The organism is Fictibacillus aquaticus (assembly GCF_002245695.1).
Taxonomy (GTDB): Bacteria; Bacillota; Bacilli; order Bacillales; family Fictibacillaceae; genus Fictibacillus; species Fictibacillus aquaticus.
Genome location: NZ_NOII01000002.1, coordinates 231,198 through 256,049 on the forward strand (window position 1 = coordinate 231,198; position 24,852 = coordinate 256,049).

Here is a 24,852-nt window from a genome sequence, read left to right on the forward strand (position 1 = left end):
GAGCATTTTTAAGGTTTGTTTCTATTCATTTGTAATGAGATTTCGTTGTGAAGCGGAAGGGTGCGAGACTCCTGCAGGGGCTCACCGCACGCCCCGCGGAAAGCTCAGCACCTTGGAGCGGAAATCACCGCTTCATACCTGTTAGTAAAAAACTTTTCAGTGCTCTCACTGGTTCCTGCTTTTTGCTGCTTCTTTTAGCGTATACGTTCGACTGTGATGTTATGGCTCTCGAGAAGCTTATTTATTACATAGCCTGCCATAAAAAGACCTGAAACAGATGGAACGAACGCGTTGGACGATGGCGGCATCTTTGCCTTCCTGATACCTGGTGCATTTTCCGGAACGATTTCGGAACGAATTTCTTCACGGATCTGAACTGGCTTTTCGTCAGAAAACACAACAGGGATCCCTTTGTGTATCCCTTCTTTGCGCAGCCGCTGGCGGATCACCTTAGCGATTGGATCGTAGCTTGTTTTAGAAATATCTGTGATGCGGAGTCTGGTAGGGTCCAGTTTGTTCGCCACACCCATGCTCGAGATGATCGGAATTTTTCTCTTCAAGCACTCTTTCATAAGATGAATTTTGTAAGTGATCGTGTCAGAAGCATCAACCACAAAATCCAGTCCGTAACCAAAAAACTGCTCATACGTTTCTTCTGTATAAAACATTTTTAATGCAATCACTTCACAGTCCGGGTTGATCTCTGCAATCCTTTTCTTCATCAAATCAACTTTCGGTTCTCCAACCGTTGAAATGAGCGCATGTATTTGTCTGTTCACATTCGTGATATCTACATTATCTTTATCAACGAGCAGCAAGCGGCCCACACCTGAACGGGCTAGCGCTTCAGCTGAAAAGGAGCCGACACCCCCGATGCCTAATACAGCGACCGTGCTGTTTTTTAATGCCTGTAATCCATCCTTGCCAATAGCAAGCTCGTTTCTTGAAAATTGATGAAGCATAAAAGAAACTCCCTTCGTATCTCTTGACGTTCATTAATTAAGAATAGCCACTTTTTATTCTAAAATCAACTTTATATATGGAATTACAAGGATTTACTTTCTAAAAGATTAATCTAGAAGCTGCGGCTTGATCAATAAAATTTTCACCCTAAAAAAACCTCGCCAAAATTGGCGAGGTTTTGTTCATTTAAATTGGGAAAGTCCCAAGAATGCCGTCTTTCCCTAAGTTTTGAACCTGCTCAGCAGGTGGGTGCCCCGTTCCGCAATTTGTAAGTCCTCGTATGAGGCATGTACGCCAGGCAGAAACGCAGACTCCCTAGTAAAAAATGTTGGCTCAAAACATTCGGTCATAACGAACATCTTAGGACTTTGTTGTAAGAAAAGAATAGCACAGAACGCTGCTCCATTCAATACAGAAACAAGCTTTTCGCGAAATATTCTAACATTTCAAACTTTTTACCTATTTTTGTTCAACAGTCTCTTTTATGTTGACTTTTAGGTGCAGATCATCGAGCTGCTGGCTGCTTACACTTGATGGAGCGTTTGTCAGCAGACAGCTTGCAGAAGCTGTTTTCGGGAAGGCGATCGTGTCTCTTAGATTGCTTCTTCCTGCCAAGAGCATCACTATACGGTCAAGCCCAAGCGCAATGCCGCCGTGCGGCGGAGTACCGTATTCAAAAGCCTCCATCAAGAAGCCAAACTCCTTACGTGCAGCTTCCTCAGTAAAGCCTAGAGTTTTAAACATCAGCTCCTGCACATCTCGCTGATAGATACGCTGAGAACCGCCGCCAAGCTCATAGCCGTTCAGAACGAGGTCATACGCTTTAGCTCTGACGTTTGCGGGATCTGTTTCAAGCAAATGCAGATCTTCTTCTTTTGGCATCGTGAACGGATGGTGAAGCGCAACATAGCGTCCTGCTGCCTCGTCATGCTCAACGAGCGGGAAATCAACAACCCAAAGGAAATTAAATTTGCTTTCGTCGATTAAGCCCAGCTCTTTTCCAAGATGAAGACGAAGTGCACCTAAACTGTCAGCCACAACTGACGGCTTGTCGGCCACAAATAGAAGCAAGTCTCCGTTTTCAGCATCAAAGGCTTTTAGAAGTGCCTCTGCCTCTTCTTGATCGAAGAATTTTGCGATCGGTCCTTTTAGCGCGCCTTCTTCAACCTTCAGCCAAGCAAGCCCTTTTGCTCCGTAGCGTGCCGCAAACTCACCTAGTGTATCGATATCCTTGCGGGAATAGTTTGCTGCCTTCCCTTTGACGTTAAGGCCTTTTACATAACCGCCGTTTTCGACCGCCGAGGCGAAGACTTTAAATCCGGATTGCTGAACGAGAGATGAAACATCTGTAAGCTCAAGTCCGAATCTTGTGTCAGGCTTGTCAGATCCATACCGTTCCATTGCTTCTTTATACGTCATGCGCGGGAATGGCTTTGGAATCTCCATTCCTTTTACTTGCTGAACTAAGCTCGACATCATATCTTCCATCATGTTCAGCAGTTCTTCCTGGCTCATGAATGATGTTTCAATATCGACCTGTGTGAACTCAGGCTGGCGGTCTGCACGAAGATCTTCGTCACGGAAACAGCGGACTATCTGGAAATAACGCTCGTAACCAGACACCATAAGCAGCTGCTTGAAAATTTGCGGCGATTGCGGCAGTGCGTAAAATTCACCTGGATGAACACGGCTTGGAACAAGATAGTCACGCGCTCCTTCAGGTGTGCTTTTTGTGAGCATTGGTGTTTCCATTTCCATAAACTCGTAAGAATCGAGGAAGTTTCTCATGAATTTTGTCACTTCGTATCTCATCTTCAGCGTTTCCTGCATGATCGGACGGCGAAGGTCGAGATAACGGTATTTAAGTCTGATGTCTTCTGCGATATCAGAATCCTCTGCAATTTGGAATGGCGGTGTTTTAGAAGCATTTATTATCTCTAAAGAATCACCGTGTATTTCAATTCTTCCCGTTTCAATGTTCTCGTTCACTGTGCCCTCGCTGCGTGCAACAACTGTCCCAGAAACAGAAAGAACGTATTCACTGCGCACCTTTTCTGCTGCAGCTAATGATTCAGCCGAAACGTCAGGAGAGAATACAACCTGCACAACGCCTGAACGGTCCCGCAGATCAATAAAGATCAGCCCGCCAAGGTCTCTTCTCTTCTGTACCCATCCGTTAATCGTTACTTTTTCTCCGGTTAGCTTTTCTGTAATTTTTCCACAATGATGTGTTCTTAGCTCCATGTTATTTCCTCCTATAAACGGTCTTTCATGTATTGTGCAGCTTCGTCCAGTGGAACTTGAACCTGTTCCCCTGTACTCAAGTCTTTAATGTTAATCTGTTCATTTGCCAGCTCATCATCTCCAAGAACAGCCACAAATTTGGCATTCTCTCGATCTGCTGCTTTAAATTGTGCTTTCATTTTTTTATCAAGATAATCTTTTTCTGCAGATATCCCAGCTTTACGAAGATCGAAAAGGATGCCAGGTGCTTTGCTCTTAGCTTCCTCACCCATCGTTACAAGATAGCAGTCAAGCTTGTTCGTAACCGGCAGCTCAACGCCTTCCGCTTTGAGTGCCAGCAGCAGCCGCTCAAGGCTCATCGCAAAACCAATCCCAGGTGTGGCTGGTCCTCCAAGATCCTCGACTAGTCCGTTGTACCGGCCGCCGCCGCTTAGGGTTGTGATCGCACCGAACCCTTCTGCATCGCTCATGATCTCAAAGGCAGTGTGATTATAATAATCAAGGCCCCTGACAAGTGTCGGATCGACAACATAAGTGATGCCCATAAGATCAAGAGACTCTTTAACAGCGCTGAAATATGCGCTCGACTCTTCGTTTAAATAGTCATGGATGGAAGGCGCATTCGCCATCAGCTCGTGTCCGCGGTCTTTTTTGCAGTCAAGAATTCTCAGCGGATTCGTTTCAAGCCTGTTCTGACAGTCACTGCAAAATTCTTCGATGCGCGGTTTAAAGTGAGCGATCAGCGCTTCTCTGTGCGCTTTGCGGCTTTCTAAATCACCAAGGGTGTTCAGTACAAGCTTGATGCTTTTCAATCCAAGTTCCTGATACATCGTCATAGCAAGAGCCATTACTTCCGCATCGATGGACGGGTCATTAGATCCCATCGCCTCGATCCCGAACTGGACGAATTGTCTGTACCTCCCAGCTTGAGGACGCTCGTAGCGGAACATCGGCCCGATATAGAATAACTTTACAGGCTGCGAAACCTGCCCGAACATTTTATTTTCAACGTACGAACGTGCGACAGGTGCTGTTCCCTCCGGTCTGAGCGTCAGGCTGCGGTCGCCGCGATCCTGAAACGTATACATCTCCTTCTGCACAATATCCGTTGTATCTCCTACTCCTCTGGCAAACAGATCAGTATGTTCAAAGATCGGCGTTCGGATTTCGCTGTAACGGAAACGCCCGCAGATGTCCTTTGCTTTCTGTTCGATGTACTGCCACTTTTCTACCTCGCCAGGAAGAATATCCTGCGTTCCTCTAGGTATATTAATGTTCATCTCATACCCTCCAACTGTATAAAAATAATAAAACTCCCATCCCCTGAACAAATTTCTTTGTTCAAAAGGGACGGAAGTTATAACCCCGCGGTGCCACCCTGGTTGAAGCAGTATTAAAGACTGCTTCCGCTCTGTTGCAAGTAACGATTGCCCACGTTTCACTCTACAGGGTATAAAATACCGTTCGAATTTAAGCCTCAGGAGTGTCTTTCCCAGTGTCATCAGGCAGGAGCGCTTTCAGCCGCGGCGTTCCCTCTCTATCCCTGTGGAGCAATGGTACTTTTCCCCGTCATCAGTTTTCTTTGTTAGAATTGTTTTCTATAATACTGCCGCATAGTGATAATTGTCAACCTAAATTATTATCGTTTCATCTTTTTTCTTAAAGTTCTGATGTGCTGAAGAGAAAGGCCGAACTCTTCTGCGAGTTCAACCGAATTCGCTTTTTGTTCTTTCAAAAGGAACTGGTGGAAATCGACACTCATCAGTTCTATGTTTCTTTTTCTGTCTTTTTTCATATGTACCATCCTCCGGCTCACAACCAAATAATCTTTTAGTTAGTGTAGCCAGAGAATATCGTTTTATTTCAAGTTTCTAAAATAAGTGTCACTGGGCCTGAGTTGGTCAATGAAACATCCATCATCGCACCGAAAACGCCTGTCTGCACCTCTGCCCCGTGCTTCCGAAGAGCATCATTGAAATAATGGTATAGAGGTTCAGCATGGTCTGGACGGGCGGCACTCATGAAATTTGGACGCCTGCCTTTTTTCGTGTCTCCATATAGCGTGAACTGAGAAACTGAAAGAATGCTCCCTCCGATATCTTTCAAAGAAAGGTTCATCTTCTGTTCGTCATCTTCAAAAATTCTCAAGTTTACGATCTTTTCAGCAAGGTAGTCTGCTTCTTTTTCACAATCCTCGTGAGTAACGCCGACAAGCAGCATGAGACCCATGCCTATTTCTCCTGCGACTTGGCCTTCGACGGTTACAGAAGCGTCTTTCACGCGCTGTAAAACAACTCTCATGATGGATACCTCCGTTTTATTGCATCACACGTCTAACCGCGTAAATATCAGGTATTCTCTTGATTCTTTCAACTACCTTCTGAAGATGGTTAACATTTTGAATAGATACTGACATATTGATGGTCGCCATCTTGTTCTTGTCTGATCTCCCCGATACTGCCGTGATATTGGTCTTTGTCTCTGCAACAGCATGGAGAACTTCATTCAGAAGACCTCTTCTGTCAAATCCGTTAATCTCGATATCTACGTTATAATTTTTAGGCTGTTCTTCGCTGCCTTCCCACTCAACAGGAAGCAGCCTGACCTGTGCATCATCTGTCAGGACGTTGACACAGTCCTTCCGGTGCACTGAGACCCCTCTGCCTTTTGTAATATAGCCGACAATATCGTCTCCTGGAACCGGATTGCAGCATTTAGAAAGGCGGATCAGCATGTTATCAATGCCTTTAACAACGATGCCGGAGTCGGTTTTCTTTTTCGGGACAGGCGGTCTTGATTCTCTGATAGAATCAAGCAGTGCGGACGGATCCGCTTCTTGTTCTTTTTTGCGCCGTATCTTATCTGTAAGCCTTGTAGCGACCTGAGCAGCTGTGATGCCGTTATAACCGACAGCAGCATACATATCTTCCTCGCCGGAAAAATTGTATTTCTGCGCAACGGTCTGCAGGTTATCAGACGTAAAGACTTCTTTCAGGTCAAAGCCGCGATCCTTAAGCTCGCGTTCAATCATCTCTTTGCCTTTTGCTACGTTCTCTTCACGCCGCTCACGCTTAAACCATTGGCGGATCTTGTTTTTGGCATGAGAGCTCTGAGTGATCTTGAGCCAGTCCTGGCTTGGCCCGTATGAATGTTTGCTTGTGAGAATCTCAATGATATCCCCAGTCTTCAGCTTATAGTCCAGAGTGACCATCTTGCCGTTTATTTTCGCACCGATGCATTTGTTTCCGATCTCTGTATGGATGCGGTAGGCAAAGTCAAGGGGTACAGAACCTGCTGGCAGCTCGATCACATCACCCTTTGGTGTGAAAACGAAGACCATATCAGAGAACAAATCCACCTTGAGCGATTCCATAAATTCTTCAGCGTTTGTGGCATCGTTCTGCCATTCGATGATCTCCCTGAACCAAGAAAGTTTATCCTCGAACGAATTGACTGGAGCTTTAGGAGCCCCTTCTTTGTACGCCCAGTGGGCGGCAATCCCGTATTCGGCGATATGGTGCATATCAGAAGTTCTAATCTGAACTTCCAGCGGATCACCTTTCGGGCCGATCACTGTTGTGTGAAGAGACTGGTACATATTCGCTTTCGGCATCGCAATATAGTCCTTAAAGCGGCCAGGCATCGGCTTGAAGCATGTATGGATGATGCCAAGCGCAGCATAACAGTCTTTTATGCTGTTCACGATAATACGGACAGCGAGCAGATCATAAATTTCGTTAAACTGCTTTCCCTGAATCGCCATCTTACGATATATGCTGTAAATATGCTTTGGACGCCCCGAGATTTCCGCATTGATATGGACTTCCTGAAGCTTGTCTTTTATTTCGTTCATGACTTCCTGTACATATTCTTCACGTTCTGCCCGCTTCTGCTGCATCAGGTTAACGATACGATAGTATTGCTGCGGGTTTAAGTAGCGAAGAGCTACGTCTTCCAGCTCCCACTTTATCGTAGAGATACCAAGCCTGTGAGCGAGGGGAGAAAAAATCTCAAGTGTTTCATTCGCTTTTTGGATCTGCTTCTCTTTCGGCATATGCTTCAGCGTTCTCATGTTATGAAGGCGGTCAGCAAGCTTGATTAAGATACAGCGTATATCCTGAGCCATCGCAACGAACATTTTGCGGTGGTTCTCTGCCTGCTGCTCTTCCTTGGACTTAAATTTAATTTTCTTTAATTTGGTCACACCATCAACGAGCATGGCCACTTCTTCATTAAACTGTTCGCTGATATCTTTCAGCGTTACAGACGTATCTTCAACAACATCGTGAAGAAACCCTGCCGCTACCGTTACAGGATCCATTTGAAGTCCTACCAAAATACCCGCAACAGCCACGGGATGGTGGATATAAGGCTCTCCGGATTTGCGGAACTGCCCTTCATGTGCGTCTCTCGCATATTCATATGCCTTTTTAATAAAAGCAAGGTCTTTATCCGAAAGATAGCTCTCCGCTTTTTGCAGCACTTGCTCGATCGTCAATAGAATCACCTAATGTTTATCAATGTATATTGCTTCTATTATCTTTAAAAACTTCACCCATGTAAAGCAATATAAGAAAAATGTCGAATTCCCTTTATAAATAAAGCTGTTTTCGTTATCTATGTGACTTTTTAAGAATTAAGAATTCAAAGAAGTGGTTGATCTCCGTTTCAGGTGCACGCTTTCCGCGGGGTGAGGCGAAAAGCAGGAATGGCTCGTTCAGCCCCGACAAGCAAATGAGAAAGGGACCGGTAAGTCGGTCTTTGACTTATTGGGCACTTTCTCATTTGACCTCGAGGGGCTAGCCGTTTCTGCTGGACAAGGTGAGCCCTTCCGTCGCACGCGCCTTTGGAAGGTCTCACCTGTCTCACTCATCCCGCTGGATAAGGAAGGCTACGCAGCAAGACATCGCACGTAGGAGTCGGCACCTTTCACTCCGATCAACTTTATCAATGATGGATTCAAGATGACGAGTGATAAAAGCGTCAGGCAAAACAGTTGAAATATTATACAATCGATTTCCTCATAGTTAAATTAAATTTTAACCTACACTCAGAGGCACTTACACTGAACTTTTTAAAGCAACATCTTTTAGAAAGAAGTCTTATTTAAAAAAAGCACCCTCAAAAAAGGGTACTTCTTTTATGTCTTAGTATTGTGTCAATGTGAAAATATCATAACCTGAAAGCTTGTTACGTCCATCTAAGTAAGTAAGCTCGATCATAAACGCGATTCCTGCCACAACTCCTCCAAGCTCTTCAACCAGCTTGATTGTTGCTTCGATCGTACCTCCTGTAGCGAGGAGGTCATCTGTGATGAGAACTCGCTGACCTGGCTTGATTGCGTCCTTGTGCATCGTAAGCACATCTTTTCCATATTCCAGGCCATAATCCACTTTGATCACTTCACGCGGAAGCTTGCCTGCTTTGCGCACAGGAACAAACCCGAGGCCGAGTGTGTAAGCAACTGGGCAGCCGACAATAAAGCCTCTCGCTTCAGGTCCGACGATCACGTCGATTTGCTTATCTTTCGCATATTCTGCAATGTCATCCATCGCTTTTTTATATACTTCTCCGTCCATCATAAGCGATGTGATGTCTTTAAAACGAATTCCTTCGATCGGGAAATCAGACACTACTGAAATGTACTTTTTATAATCCATTATATAAATCCTCCTGAAAATCTGTTAAAACACGATCTTCTCATGCTGTTTAATGTCTGTAAACCACTGCTTCAGCTGCTGGTAGGAAGAGTAGACTAGACCGCTTTCCAGTTCAGCAAAATTGAGTTTTCTCCGGTAAAGCTCAGAACTTTCTAGATCTTTTTTCACCGGCTGATGTTTAACAGTAATGACACCATTTTCTATTGTAACAAAATCAAGTTCAAAAAACACCTTTGACATAAAATCTACTGTCTCTTTTGACCATCCCTTCCATCTTGCTAACTCTTCACCTTGTTTATCGATATGAAACAGTCCCTTTTTCATCAGGAATGCATAATACCATTTAAATTGGTCTCTTGAAGGAATGGTAGAGAAAAAGTGATCTGATTCGTGATGGAAAACAGCATAGATCCTGTCAGGCTGTCCTGCCTCTTCCAGCCATTCTTTAAAGTGAGCTAGTGAAGAAGGGACATCCAAAAAGACGGCATATTTTCCTTCAAGCAGCCCTTTTGGAGGCAGTTGATTTTCTTCTGCTTCAAATACAAATGGTTTTTCTTGAACGTGCTTGATAAGTGCTGTTTGTGAAAATCTCACATACACCGTTCTTTTTTCCGGCAGATCAGCCAGCCTTGAAGCAATATCTCTAAGGCCGCGGTAGTCAAATAACTGCCAGTCGGTTACGGCAATATCCTGTACCATCAGCTGCGGCTTGCGGAATCCGTTCCATTCATTCACATTAAGCTCTCCAACGAAGGAAACAAGAGAGTATGGAGCGATCTCGTCAATCACAGCTCCTTTAAAGAAACCGATACAGTCGAGCAGCTTCGATGGTGAATCACCCACCTGCATCTTCAGATGGTTGCTCTGGCTGCCGATTTTCTTCATCTCCCTTACCGGTACATTACGCAAGCAAACTTTTGGAGCTGGATTCCCCGTGCCAAATGGCGCAAGTCTCTCCATCAGTTCGACCGTTTCGAGTGAGATGTCAGAAAGCTCAAGCTCGAGATCGACTGCAGTTATCGGCTGAAAATCTTCTGGTGATAGCTGTTCTTCTGCCTGTTTGTTCAGCCGGTTTCGCAGTTCATCTACATCATGAAGCGAGAGGGTCATACCAGCTGCCATCGGATGTCCTCCAAAATGCGGCAGGATATCTCGGGATAGGGACAGGTTTTCAAACATATCAAAACCAGCGATACTTCGGGCTGACCCTTTCGCTGTCCCTTTTTCATGATCAATACTCAAAACGATTGTCGGTCTGTAGTATTTCTCAACCAGCCTTGAAGCTACAATTCCGATAACGCCGGCATTCCATCCTTCTTTTGCAATAACCAGCACAGACTGCTCGGCAGGCGGAAACTCTTCTTCAACTATTTTCACTGCTTCTTCGGTGATTTCATTGACGATTGCCTGACGCTCTTTGTTGATGCTGTCGATTTGCTTAGCGAGGCGTTCTCCCGTTTCGCTGTCATCTGTAATAAATAGCTCGACTGCAGGGTCAGCAGAATCAAGTCTCCCCGCAGCGTTCACTCTTGGTCCTACGGCAAAGCCGATATGCTCAGCTGTCAATTCTTTATCTTTAATGTTGCACACTTTCAGCAGTTCGATCAGGCCTTTTTTATTCGTGCGCGAAAGAGCTTTGATGCCTTCTCTGGCAATCAGCCTGTTTTCATCGACGAGCGGGACAAGGTCTGCAATCGTACCGATGCAGCCAATATCAAACAAGTGAACAGGCACACGGCCAAGCAGCGCCTGGCTTACTTTCAGTGCGACTCCAACACCGGCAAGCCCTTTAAACGGATAAGAACATCCAGGCTTTTTCGGATTGATAATGCTGTAGGCATCGGGTAATACCGGCGGTGCTTCATGGTGATCTGTGATAATAAAATCCAGCCCCATCTCACGAGCAGCTGCAGCCTGATCGACGGCCGAAATTCCGGTGTCAACCGTAATAACAAGTGAAAAGCCGTCTTCTTTCGCCTTTCTCAAGGCAGGCTCGTTAGGACCGTAGCCTTCAGTAAAGCGGTTTGGTATGTAATAATCAAAGTCCGCCCCGAGCTCTTTAAGTGTGTACCACATTACCGAAGTGCTGCTCACTCCGTCAGCATCATAATCTCCGAAAACGAGTATTTTTTCATTATTTTCGATCGCAGAAATAATCCGATCTACACTTTCTTTCATTCCGTCCATCAAAAAAGGATTGTGAAAATCATCAACGCCGCCTTTTAAAAATTTCTCCACGGCTGCTTCCGTCTCCATGCCTCTTGAAATCAGAAGCTGCGCAACGGCTTCAGGAAGGTTCATGCTTGATGCGAGCGCATCGATTTTGTCTTTAGGCGCATGTGATGTTATCCAGCGCGTCTTTGGTTGCAGCATTAAAAAATCACCTCTTAACCCGTCTATTATACAAGAGCGGGCAAGAGGTGACAATTTGTTCGTGTATTAAATTTCGGCTTCCGCAGTCTTAACCCGTTTGTTTTTCAGCTGTCTGGATTTCCATACGAACCATAGCTGAGAAGCGATAAAGATCGATGAGTACGCTCCGAATGTAAGTCCGATCATGAGCGCTATAGAAAAATTACGGATCGTTTCGCTACCGAACACTAAAATAGCGAGAGCAGCGAAAACAACTGTCATTACTGTATTTATTGATCTTGTCAGTGTTTCATGGATGCTTCGGTTCACGATATCAGCTAGCTTTTCACGTGTACTTGGCTTTTCAAGCTTCACGTGCTCGCGGATACGGTCAAACGTTACGATCGTATCATTGATCGAATAACCGATAATCGTCAGAACTGCCGCGATAAACGGAAGATCCACTTCAAGTCTGAACATGCTGAAAATCGCGTTGATCATAAACGCATCATGCATAAGTGCCACGATCGCGGCAACCGCCATGAGCCATTCGAAACGGACCGTCACATAAAGGATAATCCCGATCGTTGCGATAAGGACCGCGTAGATAGCATTCTTAGCAAGTTCTCGGCCAACTACCGGCGACACCGTGCTTATGTTCGGTTCTTGGCCGTACTTATTATTAAAGAAGCTTTTCACTTCAGCAATTTTATCTTTTGACAGAACCTCTTCGAAAACTACATTCGCACCGGTGTTGTTTTTCCCGGTCAAGACGATGCTTCCTGCTTCAAGCTGAAGTTCCTCAAGATCCTTTTGAATCTCTTCTGCTGTGATTTTTTTACCCGTTTCCACATTCATTCCTGTTCCGCTCTCAAAATCAACACCGAGCTTTAGACCGGCTGTTAAAAGAAAAACAAGCCCAATCACGGTAATAGCAGCGGAAAAAATAAAAAAGATGTTTCGGTTTTTTACAAAATCATATTTAAAGATCACGGATGTCACTCTCCTTCACGCCGAACAGTCCTGGTTTCTTATCGAGTGCGCGGCTCTGCACGAGCAGTCCGAGGAATATCCTTGAACCGAATACAGCCGTAACAAAACTCGCGAGCACTGAAATAATCAGAACAAGTGCAAATCCTTTAACAGAGCTTGTACCAAAAATGAAAAGTACAGCTGCAGCAAGGATCGTCGTAATGTTTGCATCAAAAATCGTCGTGAATGAACGCCTGTTTCCTGCCTTAAAGGCACTCAAGACTGATTTTCCGCTTCTTAATTCATCTTTAATCCGTTCGTATGTGATGATATTTGCATCAACAGCCATACCGATTCCAAGGATAAGTGCTGCAATACCAGGCAGTGTGAGCACCCCGTTCATCAAGTCAAAGATGAGGAGTATCAAGTATACGTAAATGGTCAGCGTAATAACCGCTACCAAGCCAGGAACACGGTAGAACAACAGCATGAATAGGAAGATTGCAGCTACTGCAATATAGCCCGCAAACACCGTTTCCTTTAGTGCTTTTTCCCCGAACTTAGCTCCGACAGAAGTTGAATATACTTCGTCCATTTTTACTGGAAGAGCTCCGGCATTTAAAATATCCGCAAGCGCTTGTGCTTCTTCAATCGTAAACTGGCCGCTGATCATAACATCCTTGCTGTCAATTGTATTGTCAACGTTAGGAGCGGAGATATACTTCTGTTTATCGGCCGCTTCTTTTGGAGCTTCTGCCTTATATGAATCTCCCTTTTCATAGTCAAGCCAGATAACAAGCCTGTTCTGCCCAGGAGGCATCTTAGACACTTGATCTGTCACTTTTGCGAACTTGTCCGCATCCTTTAACTTCAGAGTAACAATTGGATTATTGTTGTTCGGATCAAAGGTTTGCTTTGCCCCGCCTTCTTTCAGATCAGAACCGTCGAGAAGCACTTTATCATTCACGTCTCGGAACGAAAGCTGTGCTTCTGTGGAAAGAAGCTCGCGCGCCTTGTTCTGGTCCTTTACGCCGGCAAGCTTAACGCGGATCCGGTCTTTGCCTTCGATCTGAATTTCAGGCTCTGATACACCCAGCACGTTGATACGGTTATTAAGAGCCTGTACCGTTGCTTTAAGTGTATTTTCGTTAATCTTCTGCTCTTTTTTGATTGGCTCAACTTTATATAGAACCTCAAAGCCTCCTTGAAGATCTAGGCCCAGCCGCGTGTTCTTTACGATGTCTTTTGAAGTAAAAGCCATGACTAGCCCGGCTATGAACAACAAAACAAAAAAGAACACGATCTTACTCTTCTTTACCATGGTAATCCTCCTCATGTTGTGTCAAACAAATCGGCAGCTATGTATAAGTCATCAATCTTATCTATTATAGCTACTTCTAATTTTTCATGTCAATTTGAGTTGTGAAAATATAGGAATATTTTGATAAAAAAGTATTAAAAAACCTCATCAGAAGATTTGTGGATTTTCACATTAATGATAATGGCAGTAAAAAAAGCGGCAGCCGCCGCTTATTTGAGTGGAGAGGATTGTTCTGTATAAGCCTTTATCGTCAGCCAGTTCATAAAATCGTTCACTGTAAGCGTCAAGATCAAGCTGACAAGCTTGTGCAGCCTGGCTTCCGTTTTCTTTTTCTTCGCCTTTGCCATAACGCATTCCCATATTTCTTCGATCGTTGCGCTTTCATAACCAAGATAATGAAATTCTTCCATCTTGCTCTGGAGAGCAGGCTCAGTCTCTAATTTCCATTTTTGAAACTCTTCAGTACTCAATTTTATTCACCCTCCTTTTTAAATACAAGCTGTCATTGAAGCAGGACACGTTTGCATATACATGGATAAAGCATGTCTACCCTATGGCTGTTCAGAGAAAGGAATAGAAACATGTCAAAACAAACACTGATTCAAGGTACGATAATCCTTATTATAGCCGGACTAATAACCCGTGTCCTCGGATTTGTGAACAAAATGGTCGTGGCGAGGATAATGGGCCAGGAGGGGGTCGGTCTTTACATGATGGCTGTGCCTACCCTCTTGCTCGCTCTAACTCTTACAAGACTTGGCTTGCCGGTTGCCATCTCTAAGCTTGTTGCTGAGGCAGATGCAAGGGGTGATAGACGGAACATCCGAAAGATTTTAATCGTATCACTGGCCGTCACAGGTGTGCTAAGCATACTGATCACGGTCAGCATGATAGCCCTTGCCCCGCTTCTCTCTCAATATTTCTTTACCGATCACCGGACGTTTTATCCGCTGATTGCAATCGCACCTGTCATCCCAGTTGTTGCCATTTCATCCGTTCTGCGCGGATATTTTCAAGGACTTCAGAACATGAGGCCGTCTGCTTATTCCCAGGTCATTGAACAGGTTGTCAGGATTACACTTGTCGCCCTCCTGACAGGATGGCTGCTTCCTTACGGTGTTGAATACGCAGCAGCTGGTGCAATGATCTCGGTTATCATCGGAGAACTCGCTTCTTTGCTTTACATGTTCTCCATGTTTAAGATGAAAAAATCCATGAAGATCAGGAAGGGATTTTTCACTCAGCTTAAAGGCGGGCGGCAAACACTCAATGAATTGCTCAGTATTGCACTCCCTACGACCGGAAGCCAGCTGATCGGTTCGGTCTCCTACTTTTTTGAGCCGATTGTTGTGGCAAGAAGCTTGGCTATAGCCGGTGTCACCACTGCGATGGCGACAAAGCAATACGGCGAACTCGCTGGATTTGTCATACCGCTGCTTTTTCTTCCGACATTTATTACGTATTCTCTTTCAGTTTCGCTTGTACCTGCCATAAGCGAAGCGAATGCACAAAAAAAATACAGTGTTATTGAACACCGCTTAAACCAGGCTATCAGGCTCTCTATGCTATCCGGCGGCCTTGCAGCAGTCATTACATTTGTTTATGCAGAGCCTATCATGGATCTGATGTACGATTCTCCGGCAACAGCATCATACGTTAAGGTGATGACTCCATTGTTCTTTTTTCTTTATTTTCAAGGACCCCTGCAAGCAGTGCTTCAGGCTTTAAATCTTGCTCGGGCAGCCATGATCAACAGTCTGATCGGTGCTGCAGTTAAGCTCGCTGCCATCTTTGCGCTCGCCACCCGCCCAGAGTTCGGCATCATGGGGGCGGCGCTAGGTATCGTCCTTGGCATCGTAGTCGTTACTGTCCTTCATTTCGCCACCGTTGCAAAAGCGATCAGCTATACAATCGTTGCCGGAGAGTTCGCCCGCTGCATCCTTTGCATCACAGCAACTGGAGCCGGTTCACTTTACTTGTATACCTATATTTTCCCGAAGTTTTCACAAAGCATCGGCACAGCGGTTTGTATCTTGGCTACAATCTTCCTTTATCTTTTCTTGCTCGTGTTCTTCCGGCTGTTCTTAAAAGAAGATGCCAAACATATCCCAATCATAAAAAAATGGGTGAAATAAAAAATCCGTGATGAATTGGCTCAGTATGAAAAAAGCCTGTTTCATCACGGATTGTCTTTTTCATCAACATAAAGCGTTCCATCATCATTCAGGGAACAAAAAGCAATTTTCTTAATATCAGGATACCCCATTTTTTTTAGCTGCTGACGCAGCCAAAGCGATGTTTTGTTTAATTTTTCGAGGTGTTTATCCTGCACCTTGCCGTCAAGAATAAGCGGCAAGATCATCTGCAGAGGACTCCCGCCTGTACATTCGTCTTTTTTTATAACAGAAAGTTTTCCAGAAGTCTCCAGAACACCGAATTCCACTTCAGCTACACTGCGGATGTTGTTTTCGCGCAGCTGAGTCAGAAGATCATCAAAATTGTAGCGCTGCTTTTTCATCTCTTGTTCGTTGATTTTCCCCCTGTCTATTATGAGGGAAGGTTTTCCGTCCACCCAGTCCCTCATCTTCCTGCTTTTCAATGAAACAAGAGCCAGACCAAGCTGGATAGCAAGCAAAATCAATATCGCCATTAATGAATTTATCATCGGAATTTTTGGATCCTCAATTGAAATCACGGCAAGCTCGGCAATCATGATCGAAACAACAAAGTCAATCACTGACAGTTTCCCCATCTCACGCTTCCCCATCACCCGGAACACCACAAGGATCAAAAAATAAATAAATACCGTCCTAAGCAAGATCGTATACAGCTCCATGCTTTCCTCCTTCCGCATGCTCTTATTAGTATGAGATGTTTCTTGATAAACATTAGGGTAATGTTTTGCCAAACAGGAAAAATATTGTTATTCCTCTGCCTGTACTTCTATTTCTTTTTTTGCGGAATAAGGTGTAAGTAAAGGCTTGTTTTATCAAAGGGGGATAATTGAATGGGTGCTAAACATATGCTTTCTTCCATGTTTAAAGGGCTGCTCGCCATCCTTATTTTCATTGTGATCAGCAGTATTGTTCTTTCCTTAATCCTAAGGTTCACATCTGCGACAGAACAGTCGCTAAAATGGGTAACATTGGCTCTTTCACTTATTTCAATGTTTGCTGGCGGATTTTTAACTGGAAAAAAAGCACAAGTTAAAGGGTGGATGCTTGGAGCTGGAACAAGCCTGATGTTTTCAATGCTTGTTTTTCTCGTCCAATATCTAGGCTATCAGACAACATTCAATTCTATGCAGTATCTTCACCATGGGCTCTTTATGCTTCTCTGCATGATCGGAGGCATTATGGGCGTCAATTTCAGCAGCCACAGCACGTACAAAAAATAATCTCGGAAATAAACCTGGAGGGTACGGTACCATTAGCGTTTTTCAGCTCTAATCATTATTTTTTTCGATCGAGTACCGTACCCCCTCGCAGGTTTTGGAGCCCACAAAAAAAAACGCCTGATAACGGCGTTTTTTTTGTGTTTATGCTTGTTTGATCTCTCTTACAGCCTGACGGTCAAAAGTCAGGACAGATCCGTCTTTTGAACGGACTGAAACCGTGTTTTCATCAATCGTATCGATTGTGCCATGAAGGCCGCCAATCGTGACGACTGCGTCTCCTTTTTTCAAGTTCGTCTGCATTTCACGAACTGCTTTTTGTCTTTTTTGCTGAGGACGGATCAATAAGAAATAGAAAATGACGAACATCAGCAATAGAGGAAGCAAACCACCTAAATTCATTTTTTTCACCCCTTTCTATAAATTAAAAATTCTTCGCGCCTTCTTTATTAAATCCGTATTTCTCAAAAAATTCTTCTTTAAAATCAAGCAGACGGTCATCCATGATGGCCTGTCTCACTTGTTTCATAAGATTAGCCAGGAAGTACAGGTTGTGATAACTTGTCAGACGGAATCCGAATGTTTCGTTTACTTTGACCAGATGTCTAATGTATGCCCTAGAATATGTCTTGCACACATGGCAATCACAGTTCTCATCAAGCGGACGGAAGTCTCTTGCGTATTTCGCGTTGCGGACGACAAGCCTTCCTTCACTTGTCATGCACGTGCCGTTTCGTGCGATCCTGGTCGGCAGCACACAGTCAAACATATCGACACCTCTGATGGCCCCGTCAATCAATGAATCAGGAGATCCGACTCCCATCAAGTAGCGAGGCTTGTCGGCAGGCAGCCATGGCGTCGTAAAATCAAGTACACGGTTCATGACATCTTTCGGCTCTCCGACAGAAAGACCTCCGATTGCATAGCCAGGAAAATCAAGAGATACGAGGTCTTTCGCGCTCTGTTTTCGGAGCTCTTCATATTCCCCGCCTTGAACTATTCCAAAAAGAGCTTGATCCTCAGGTCTTTTATGACCGGCAAGACAGCGCTCAGCCCATCGGCTCGTCCGTTCAACTGATGCTTTCATATAATCATACTCAGCGGGATACGGAGGACATTCGTCAAAAGCCATCATAATGTCGGATCCAAGGGCGTTCTGAATTTCCATCGCCCCTTCAGGACTCAAGAAAAGCTTCTCTCCGTTCAGGTGGTTGCGGAAATGGACACCTTCTTCTGTGATCTTGCGCAGGTCGCTTAAGGAGAACACCTGAAAGCCGCCTGAATCTGTCAGAATCGCACGGTCCCAATTCATGAACTTGTGAAGCCCGCCAGCTTCTTTAATAATTTCGTGACCTGGTCTCAGCCAAAGATGATATGTGTTGCTCAAGATTATCCCTGCGTCCATTTCTTTTAATTCTTCAGGGCTTAATGTCTTTACGGTAGCCAGCGTTCCGACCGGCATGAAGACAGGCGTTTCAAACGTGCCATGCGGAGTGTGGACTTTTCCGAGCCTTGCTCCCGACTGCTTGCATGTTTTAATTAATTCGTACGTTACTGCAGGTTTCATTTTAATGTATTTCCTCCCTCGTGAATGAGCATGGCATCCCCAAAACTGAAGAACCGGTATCTCTCTTCCACGGCTTTTCTGTATGCGTTTAAAACATTTTCTCTTCCTGCCAGCGCACTGATCAGCATGATGAGTGTTGATTTTGGCAAGTGAAAATTAGTGATAAGGCCGTCGATCGCTTTGAATTCATAACCTGGATAAATAAAAATATCCGTCCAGCCTGATTCTTCCTGAAAACGGCCGTCGTGACGCGAAGCTACCGTTTCAAGAGTGCGAGTGCTCGTAGTGCCCACAGTATAGATGCGTCCACCTTCTTCTTTCACCTTGTTCAGCAGTGCTGCCGTGCCAGCTGTAAGCTGGTAAAACTCGGCATGCATATCGTGCTCCAGAATATTTTCAACCGCAACTGGACGGAAAGTTCCAAGCCCTACATGCAAAGTGATGAATGCGACATGAATTCCTTTGTCCTTAAGTTCCTGCAGAAGTTCTTCGGTAAAATGAAGACCGGCTGTCGGTGCAGCCGCAGAGCCTTGATGACGGGCGAAAACCGTTTGATAGCGGTCTTTCTCTTCTAGCTGTTCTTTTATATATGGAGGCAGGGGCATCTCGCCTAGTGCATCAAGGTGCTCATATAAGATACCTTCATAAAGAAGCTTCAGCACTCGTCCTCCATTTTCAAGCTCTCCGGTGCAGACAGCTGAAAGACGTCCGTCGCCGAACATAACCTTTGTTCCGACTTTTACCCTTTTTGCAGGTTTAACGAGAGTTTCCCATTCATCAGCGTTCTGTTCTTTTAACAGTAGAACCTCAATCTTAGCGCCAGTGTCTTCTTTTTGGCCATAAAGCCTTGCAGGCAATACTCTCGTATCGTTCAATACTAGGCAGTCTCCAGCCTTTAAATATTGTGTAACATTTGAAAAGATATCGTGTGTAACATCACCGGTATGTTTGTCGAGCACCATAAGGCGAGAGCTCGTCCTGTCCTTTAATGGCGTCTGTGCGATCAGTTCATCCGGCAGATCGAAATCAAATAAGTTCAAATCCATTATAAAATACTCCTGTCTATTTAAAGCGGCCGATCAGCATAAAAATCAAGGACAGCACAATAGAAACAATGATGGAAGTGACAAGAGGGAAATACACAGTTGTGTTTCCTTTTTTCCATACAAAGTCTCCAGGCAATTTTCCGACGAACGACCATAATAATCCTATAACAATTAGTACGATGCCTGCAACAATCAGCATTTTATTCATGTACGCTGTATGTCCTCCAGACCAAAATATTCATACGCTTTCGGAGTGACCATCCGACCGCGCGGAGTCCGCTGCAATAAGCCGACCTGAAGAAGATATGGCTCATAAACATCCTCAATCGTTTCGGATTCTTCTCCGATGCTTGCCGCAATAGCTTCAAGGCCGACAGGACCGCCCTTATAGATGTGGATGATCCCTTGTAATAATTTATGGTCAATATGGTCAAGTCCTAAACGGTCAATCTGCAGAAGTTCAAGCGCCTTATGGGCAGTCTGAACGGGTATATGATCCATTCCTTCTACCTGTGCGAAATCACGTACCCTTTTCAGCAGACGATTTGCGATCCGCGGAGTTCCCCTAGAACGGCGTGCTATTTCTTCTGCTGATTCATCACCGACAGTAACACCGAAAACATCACCTGTTCTTTTAACGATTTCTTTCAAATCGCTTTCCTGATAATATTCTAGCCTTGCCATAACGCCAAATCGATCGCGCAGAGGCGATGACAGCGAGCCCGCCCTTGTTGTGGCGCCGACTAAAGTGAAAGGAGGCAGCTCAAGCCTGACTGACCTTGCTGTATCTCCTTTGCCAATGACGATATCAAGGCAAAAATCCTCCATCGCTGAATAAAGGATCTCTTCTATCGCTCTTGATAACCGATGGATCTCGTCTATAAACAGCACATCTCCTGCTTCAAGAGAAGTCAAAATGGCGGCGAGATCTCCTGGCCGCTCAATTGCAGGACCACTTGTCGTCCTGAACCCCACATCCATCTCCTTGGCGATTATAGCGGCCAGAGTCGTTTTACCAAGCCCTGGGGGGCCATACAGCAGCACATGGTCCAGCGGCTCGTTTCTCAGCCTCGCTGCCTTGATAAAGACATTTAAATTATCCTTTACAGCAGTCTGCCCTATATATTCCTTTAAGCGTTCCGGTCTAAGACTCAGCTCAATTGCGGCGTCTTCATGGCTTTCTTCAGACGAAAGCATACGGTCTTCCATGTGTGCCACCCCCTATACAGTCATCAGTTTTCGGAGCGCTCTTTTCACGTATTCATCAGCCGTCCCGGTTTCCTTCTTTAAATCTGGAAGAATCTTTTGAATTTCTTTTTTAGCATAGCCCAATACAATTAGAGCTTCGACAGCCTCGTCAAGCTGTGCCGAAGCTTCATCTGTAAAGCTGTCATTTGAAAACAGCCCTTCAGTAACTGGAACGCCATTAGTAAAATCAGCCAGCTTTCCTTTCAGATCTAAAATGATCTGTCTGGCTGTTTTCTTGCCGACGCCGGGAAACTTCGTTAAAAAGCGCTCATCTTCATCCTCGATGGCACAAGCCACCTGTTCTGGCTGGCCATAAGCCATGATCGCCATTGCTCCTTTTGGGCCTATTCCTGATACGTTTAGCAGCTTGATGAACATGTCCCTTTCCTGCCTTGATGAAAAGCCATACAATGCCAATATATCTTCTCGCACGTACTGATATGTATATACCTTAGTCTCTGAACCTGCGCGGTACGCAAACGGATTAGGACAAAAAACTTTATATCCGATCCCGCCGATCTGCACAGAGATGTACCCTGCCGCTACATGTTCAATTCTTCCTGACAAACACTCGATCAAACCTTAACCTCTCCCTTAAGCGGACATACGTTTCTATTTTTATTGTACCATAAGAGAGAGATATTTTTATATTGAAGTTATACGGCTCTAAACGTACAAGAGGGTACAAAAAGAAAAAGAGAGCAAAATGCTCTCTTTAACGATTATTCTCGAAAGGACGCTTGATTGCATTCCCAAGATCTGTTCCTGCATTTCCGATATCAGTCATAATGGCTTTGACGTCACTTTGAACCTCGTTATAGGCCTTGCCGTTTTGAAGGTCCATATCAACGTTCTCGATACGTCCGACAATCGAATCATCCGTAGTCACCTTAACATCGCGTCCAGCAGCCAAAGGCTTGATTTCTCTCTCAACTTTACGATCCATCGCGCCCTTGTTCTTTTCGCTCGTATCTATTCCGACAATGACGTTGTTATCATCCAAAATAACGTGAGCATCGTCTACGTTGTTCATGTCATTGACCTTCTTTTGAATTCGTTGTGCCAGATCACCATTATAACCTTCGTCATAACCCGCATTCTGATCAATCATGTCGCGGTTCATGTCGACCCCTCTATCACCTTCATTGGTGTTGTAGCCGATCGGGCGTGCGTCATTCCCATAATTTCGGTCCATGGCGCCTTTGTCACCACCGTTACAGCCTGTTAGACCTCCAGCCAGCAAAAGGGCGGCAATTCCTGCTAATTTTTTGTTCAATGCAAAAACCTCCTTTCACCACTAGAATGGCAATCGGAGGCTAAAATTATATCTGTAAAATATAGGATAGCTCTCACATCATCCTGTTTGTTTTTGTTCAAGATGATTAATGATCTTTTTAATAAAATTTTTTCTGTGGGCAAAGTCACTAAGCGTAAACCTCGTTACCTGATCCACACTGATCGGCGAGCTGCTGGAGAACGCCCTGTTCCATTCTCGGTATAGATCGGTAGGAAAAACAAGCGCCTGCAGGAACCACCTTTTCTTGAAGTATTGCAGACATTCATCAGGAAGAGCTGGCACGATTTTTTCGTACCGCCACTTCCAAAAAGGCAGGATGCGGTTCGTGAACTGCAGCCAGTCAATCACGCGAGGTGCCGCTGTTATCAGATCATAATCAATCAGCATGGCTTCTCCATTCCGCGGCAGCAGAAAATTATGGGGAGCGACATCACCATGGCAAAGCTGGCAGTCAAGCTTTTCGGACTGAAACAGCTTTTCATACTGCTTATGGTTGAATTCATCCAGTGCATAATCTCCCCAGAATATTATTTCTGGCAAAAGCGGCGCAATTTCTTTCGGCCATTCAACTTCCTGTGCTCGTTCTTTAAAGCTGGCAAGTCTTTTTTTCCACTTTTCAAATAGCTTATACTCAGAAACCTGCTCATGCAGCTCGCTTGTAACACGCCCTTGCTCATGAAAAGAAACGATCGCTTCAGCTGCATAGCGAACATCATCTATATTACCGTAATGAAGATCTCTTCCTTCGTAAAAAGGCATGATCACCCAATGATACTCACCGTATTTTATTGACTCCTTTTTGGAAGGAAAATTACCGATCGGACCGATAGACGGCTTTTCGTACTGTTTAAACCATTCAGATAGCTCCAGCTGCAGCTTGCATTCATATTTGCTTTCGAAACCTTTCATGATGAACGTTCCATTTTCCGTTATAACTTTAACAACATTATCTCTGTAAAACATATAGTTGGTTACATTTACACCATTTCCCGGTAATATCTTGGAAAATAAACGTTCCCATCCGTTTTCGTCCGGCTGCGGTTTATTCGTTTTCATTTTCGTTCTCTTGATCTTGTGATCGGCTTTGTGCTCCCTGATAAGGATTTGGCATTCCGGTCATCCATGGCATCGTGCCTTGCTGATCTCCCATTTGCGGCAGTCCGCTCATTCCTGGCATCCCGCCCATCTGCGGCATTCCGCCCGGCTCGTTTCCGCCCATCTGCGGCATCCCGCCCATTCCCGGCATTCCGCCCATCTGCGGCATTCCACCCATTCCTGGCATTCCGCCCATCTGCGGCATTCCGCCCATTCCCGGCATTCCGCCCATCTGCGGCATTCCGCCCATTCCTGGCATTCCGCCCATCTGCGGCATTCCGCCCATTCCCGGCATTCCGCCCATCTGCGGCATTCCGCCCATTCCTGGCATTCCGCCCATCTGTGGCATTCCGCCCATTCCTGGCATTCCGCCCATCTGCGGCATTCCGCCCATTCCTGGCATTCCGCCCATCTGCGGCATTCCGCCCATTCCTGGCATTCCGCCCATCTGCGGCATTCCGCCCATCTGTGGCATTCCGCCCATCTGTGGCATTCCGCCCATTCCTGGCATTCCGCCCATTTGCGGCATTCCGCCCATCTGCGGCATTCCGCCCATTTGCGGCATTTCGCCCATCTGCGGCATTTCGCCCATTTGCGGCATTCCGCCTTGCATGTCTCCACCCATCTGTGGCATTCCGCCTTGCTGCTGACCGCCGGTGCTCAATTGGTCCATCATGGACTGAGGAAACTCCCCGAACATTTGCCCTTGCTGTGCACCTGCAACAGGCTGCAGCTGATCAGGCATCATTTGTGAGCCTTGCTGCGGCATACCTTGGCTTTGCCCATATCCTTGTGCACCTTGCTGAGGCATATAACCCATTTGCGGGTATTGCTGACTGCCGCCGTAACCCTGCTGCTGAGGCATCATGCCATATCCTTGAGGCATAGCTCCATAAGGCTGCGGTTTAGGAAACATGGACGGATATCCGCCATACATATGATTCATCATCCCAGATGATTCATCTTTTAAATATGGATGTTTTACACCATAATTGTCCTTTCCCATTCCATGCATAGGCGCCATGTTGGGATTCCAAGGCATATGTGCCGATGATTCCATCATGGACGCATGGTCTTTATTTGATATTGGAGCTAAAGGTGCTTTCATAACGTTATCTTTTTTTGCTGGATAAGAAGGCATATCCATTTTTGGCGGTGCTGGCTTGTAATCTGGTTTAGGAGGCGCCGGTTTCAATTCTGGTTTCATTTCCGGCTTCATTTCTGGCTTGGGTGCAGGTTTCATTTCCGGCTTAGGCGCAGGCTTCATTTCTGGCTTTACCTCAGGTTTAGGAGCAGGTGCAGGTGCTGGCTTTGTTTCCTGAACCGGTGCTACAGGAGCCTCTTTCTTGATAGGCATTTCTTTCTTTTTTTGCGGAGACATGAAAGGCATTTTCATTTTTTCCGCTCTGGCAGCTGTTTCGGCCACAGGAATTTTAACTTTTGCTCCTCTTTCAAGCTCGCCGCTTGAATGTGCCAATCCATTGTTTGCTTTACGTAAATCTGATAGCGGTACCTTGTATTTCTCTGCAATCCGTTCTAATGTATCCCCTTTTTGAACTATGTGAATTCTCACGTCCAAAACTCCCCTCCTGCCTAATTTCATTACAGTATATGAAAAATTGGGCATCGTGCTACTTATGTTTTTGCAAATAAGCAGCCATTGCTTCATCCTTAATACCATATGCCCGTTGAA

The 24,852-nt window shown here is 45.2% G+C and carries 21 protein-coding genes, 1 other RNA gene, 1 pseudogene and 1 other annotated feature; of the genes and pseudogenes, 2 read left to right on the plus strand and 21 right to left on the minus strand.

The annotated features are described in order from the left end of the window. Window positions 1-194 precede the first annotated feature (194 nt). From CGZ90_RS09100 to CGZ90_RS09145, 11 genes and pseudogenes are all read right to left on the minus strand, one after another. On the minus strand, window positions 195-962 hold the full coding sequence (locus tag CGZ90_RS09100; protein WP_094252066.1) for a tRNA threonylcarbamoyladenosine dehydratase: 768 nt from the start codon (window positions 960-962) through the stop codon (window positions 195-197). A 196-nt stretch (window positions 963-1,158) separates the two neighbouring features. Further along, window positions 1,159-1,333: non-coding RNA, 6S RNA (gene ssrS, locus CGZ90_RS09105), on the minus strand. Window positions 1,334-1,422: 89 nt separating this feature from the next. Further along, a complete protein-coding gene (aspS, locus tag CGZ90_RS09110; RefSeq protein WP_094252067.1) occupies window positions 1,423-3,207 on the minus strand; it encodes an aspartate--tRNA ligase in 1,785 nt (594 codons plus the stop codon). Between the two features lie 11 nt (window positions 3,208-3,218). Then, window positions 3,219-4,487 carry a histidine--tRNA ligase gene (hisS, locus tag CGZ90_RS09115; protein WP_094252068.1) on the minus strand — a complete coding sequence of 423 codons (1,269 nt, stop codon included), beginning with the start codon at window positions 4,485-4,487 and terminating at the stop codon, window positions 3,219-3,221. Between the two features lie 63 nt (window positions 4,488-4,550). Further along, window positions 4,551-4,789: a binding site (T-box leader), on the minus strand. A 57-nt stretch (window positions 4,790-4,846) separates the two neighbouring features. Continuing rightward, on the minus strand, window positions 4,847-5,002 hold the full coding sequence (locus CGZ90_RS20725; RefSeq protein WP_165766805.1) for a hypothetical protein: 156 nt from the start codon (window positions 5,000-5,002) through the stop codon (window positions 4,847-4,849). Window positions 5,003-5,070: 68 nt separating this feature from the next. Continuing rightward, on the minus strand, window positions 5,071-5,508 hold the full coding sequence (gene dtd / locus CGZ90_RS09120) for a D-aminoacyl-tRNA deacylase (RefSeq protein ID WP_094252069.1): 438 nt from the start codon (window positions 5,506-5,508) through the stop codon (window positions 5,071-5,073). A gap of 16 nt (window positions 5,509-5,524) precedes the next feature. Continuing rightward, window positions 5,525-7,714: a RelA/SpoT family protein gene (locus CGZ90_RS09125; protein ID WP_094252070.1), complete on the minus strand. Its 2,190-nt coding sequence runs from the start codon at window positions 7,712-7,714 to the stop codon at window positions 5,525-5,527. Window positions 7,715-8,354: 640 nt separating this feature from the next. After that, a complete protein-coding gene (locus tag CGZ90_RS09130; RefSeq protein ID WP_094252071.1) occupies window positions 8,355-8,867 on the minus strand; it encodes an adenine phosphoribosyltransferase in 513 nt (170 codons plus the stop codon). Window positions 8,868-8,891: 24 nt separating this feature from the next. Then, window positions 8,892-11,240, minus strand: coding sequence for a single-stranded-DNA-specific exonuclease RecJ (gene recJ, locus CGZ90_RS09135; RefSeq protein ID WP_094252072.1), 2,349 nt, complete (start codon window positions 11,238-11,240; stop codon window positions 8,892-8,894). A gap of 66 nt (window positions 11,241-11,306) precedes the next feature. Next, a pseudogene (gene secDF / locus CGZ90_RS09140) lies at window positions 11,307-13,512 on the minus strand (protein translocase subunit SecDF). Window positions 13,513-13,721: 209 nt separating this feature from the next. Then, entirely contained in the window at window positions 13,722-13,982 is a 261-nt protein-coding gene (locus CGZ90_RS09145; RefSeq protein WP_240515399.1) for a post-transcriptional regulator, read from the minus strand. Window positions 13,983-14,093: 111 nt separating this feature from the next. On the opposite strand from CGZ90_RS09145, the gene spoVB reads away from it, so the two are divergent. Next, window positions 14,094-15,647 carry a stage V sporulation protein B gene (gene spoVB / locus CGZ90_RS09150; RefSeq protein WP_094252073.1) on the plus strand — a complete coding sequence of 518 codons (1,554 nt, stop codon included), beginning with the start codon at window positions 14,094-14,096 and terminating at the stop codon, window positions 15,645-15,647. A gap of 44 nt (window positions 15,648-15,691) precedes the next feature. Here spoVB and CGZ90_RS09155 read toward each other — a convergent pair whose 3' ends face one another. Then, the gene (locus tag CGZ90_RS09155; protein ID WP_094252074.1) at window positions 15,692-16,348 is read right to left on the minus strand and encodes a DUF421 domain-containing protein; all 657 of its coding nucleotides are present in this window, start codon (window positions 16,346-16,348) and stop codon (window positions 15,692-15,694) included. A 171-nt stretch (window positions 16,349-16,519) separates the two neighbouring features. Here CGZ90_RS09155 and CGZ90_RS09160 point away from each other — a divergent pair, with 171 nt between their 5' ends. Continuing rightward, complete coding sequence (locus CGZ90_RS09160) at window positions 16,520-16,909, plus strand: TIGR04086 family membrane protein (protein WP_094252075.1); 390 nt, start codon at window positions 16,520-16,522, stop codon at window positions 16,907-16,909. Window positions 16,910-17,050: 141 nt separating this feature from the next. Here the strand turns inward: CGZ90_RS09160 and yajC are convergent, their stop codons facing one another. The 9 genes from yajC to CGZ90_RS21055 all read right to left on the minus strand — a co-directional run bounded on the left by yajC (window position 17,051) and on the right by CGZ90_RS21055 (window position 24,738). Then, window positions 17,051-17,308 (minus strand): preprotein translocase subunit YajC, encoded by a 258-nt coding sequence (gene yajC / locus CGZ90_RS09165; RefSeq protein WP_094252076.1) that lies wholly within the window; start codon window positions 17,306-17,308, stop codon window positions 17,051-17,053. 22 nt (window positions 17,309-17,330) lie between these two features. Beyond that, window positions 17,331-18,473 (minus strand): tRNA guanosine(34) transglycosylase Tgt, encoded by a 1,143-nt coding sequence (gene tgt, locus CGZ90_RS09170; protein ID WP_094252078.1) that lies wholly within the window; start codon window positions 18,471-18,473, stop codon window positions 17,331-17,333. Next, window positions 18,470-19,519, minus strand: a complete 1,050-nt coding sequence (queA, locus tag CGZ90_RS09175; protein ID WP_094252080.1) for a tRNA preQ1(34) S-adenosylmethionine ribosyltransferase-isomerase QueA — start codon at window positions 19,517-19,519, stop codon at window positions 18,470-18,472. Before queA ends, tgt begins: the two co-directional genes overlap by 4 nt. A gap of 16 nt (window positions 19,520-19,535) precedes the next feature. Then, entirely contained in the window at window positions 19,536-19,727 is a 192-nt protein-coding gene (locus CGZ90_RS09180) for a DUF2905 domain-containing protein (protein ID WP_094252082.1), read from the minus strand. Continuing rightward, entirely contained in the window at window positions 19,724-20,728 is a 1,005-nt protein-coding gene (ruvB, locus tag CGZ90_RS09185) for a Holliday junction branch migration DNA helicase RuvB (RefSeq protein WP_094252084.1), read from the minus strand. The genes CGZ90_RS09180 and ruvB overlap by 4 nt, the downstream gene beginning before the upstream one ends. A 12-nt stretch (window positions 20,729-20,740) precedes the next feature. Beyond that, window positions 20,741-21,346 (minus strand): Holliday junction branch migration protein RuvA, encoded by a 606-nt coding sequence (ruvA, locus tag CGZ90_RS09190; protein ID WP_094252085.1) that lies wholly within the window; start codon window positions 21,344-21,346, stop codon window positions 20,741-20,743. Between the two features lie 136 nt (window positions 21,347-21,482). Then, window positions 21,483-21,962 (minus strand): YhcN/YlaJ family sporulation lipoprotein, encoded by a 480-nt coding sequence (locus CGZ90_RS09195; protein ID WP_133063573.1) that lies wholly within the window; start codon window positions 21,960-21,962, stop codon window positions 21,483-21,485. Window positions 21,963-22,121: 159 nt separating this feature from the next. Next, the gene (locus CGZ90_RS09200; protein ID WP_094252089.1) at window positions 22,122-23,120 is read right to left on the minus strand and encodes a phosphotransferase; all 999 of its coding nucleotides are present in this window, start codon (window positions 23,118-23,120) and stop codon (window positions 22,122-22,124) included. Then, window positions 23,107-24,738, minus strand: a complete 1,632-nt coding sequence (locus CGZ90_RS21055; protein ID WP_165766823.1) for a LysM peptidoglycan-binding domain-containing protein — start codon at window positions 24,736-24,738, stop codon at window positions 23,107-23,109. The genes CGZ90_RS09200 and CGZ90_RS21055 overlap by 14 nt, the downstream gene beginning before the upstream one ends. Between the last annotated feature and the right edge of the window lie 114 nt (window positions 24,739-24,852).

Bases quoted from the DNA above. Each gene is read 5' to 3' on its own strand.
- CGZ90_RS09160 (WP_094252075.1), top strand. From the start codon at position 16,520: ATGGGTGCTAAACATATGCTTTCTTCCATGTTTAAAGGGCTGCTCGCC.
- CGZ90_RS09155 (WP_094252074.1), bottom strand. From the start codon at position 16,348: ATGGAGCTGTATACGATCTTGCTTAGGACGGTATTTATTTATTTTTTG.
- ruvB (WP_094252084.1), bottom strand. From the start codon at position 20,728: ATGGAAGACCGTATGCTTTCGTCTGAAGAAAGCCATGAAGACGCCGCA.
- CGZ90_RS09100 (WP_094252066.1), bottom strand. From the start codon at position 962: ATGCTTCATCAATTTTCAAGAAACGAGCTTGCTATTGGCAAGGATGGA.
- aspS (WP_094252067.1), bottom strand. From the start codon at position 3,207: ATGGAGCTAAGAACACATCATTGTGGAAAAATTACAGAAAAGCTAACC.
- spoVB (WP_094252073.1), top strand. From the start codon at position 14,094: ATGTCAAAACAAACACTGATTCAAGGTACGATAATCCTTATTATAGCC.
- yajC (WP_094252076.1), bottom strand. From the start codon at position 17,308: ATGAATTTAGGTGGTTTGCTTCCTCTATTGCTGATGTTCGTCATTTTC.
- CGZ90_RS20725 (WP_165766805.1), bottom strand. From the start codon at position 5,002: ATGAAAAAAGACAGAAAAAGAAACATAGAACTGATGAGTGTCGATTTC.
- recJ (WP_094252072.1), bottom strand. From the start codon at position 11,240: ATGCTGCAACCAAAGACGCGCTGGATAACATCACATGCGCCTAAAGAC.
- CGZ90_RS09180 (WP_094252082.1), bottom strand. From the start codon at position 19,727: ATGAATAAAATGCTGATTGTTGCAGGCATCGTACTAATTGTTATAGGA.
- queA (WP_094252080.1), bottom strand. From the start codon at position 19,519: ATGGATTTGAACTTATTTGATTTCGATCTGCCGGATGAACTGATCGCA.
- dtd (WP_094252069.1), bottom strand. From the start codon at position 5,508: ATGAGAGTTGTTTTACAGCGCGTGAAAGACGCTTCTGTAACCGTCGAA.
- CGZ90_RS09195 (WP_133063573.1), bottom strand. From the start codon at position 21,962: ATGGACCGAAATTATGGGAATGACGCACGCCCGATCGGCTACAACACC.
- tgt (WP_094252078.1), bottom strand. From the start codon at position 18,473: ATGAAACCTGCAGTAACGTACGAATTAATTAAAACATGCAAGCAGTCG.
- CGZ90_RS09130 (WP_094252071.1), bottom strand. From the start codon at position 8,867: ATGGATTATAAAAAGTACATTTCAGTAGTGTCTGATTTCCCGATCGAA.
- hisS (WP_094252068.1), bottom strand. From the start codon at position 4,487: ATGAACATTAATATACCTAGAGGAACGCAGGATATTCTTCCTGGCGAG.
- CGZ90_RS09200 (WP_094252089.1), bottom strand. From the start codon at position 23,120: ATGAAAACGAATAAACCGCAGCCGGACGAAAACGGATGGGAACGTTTA.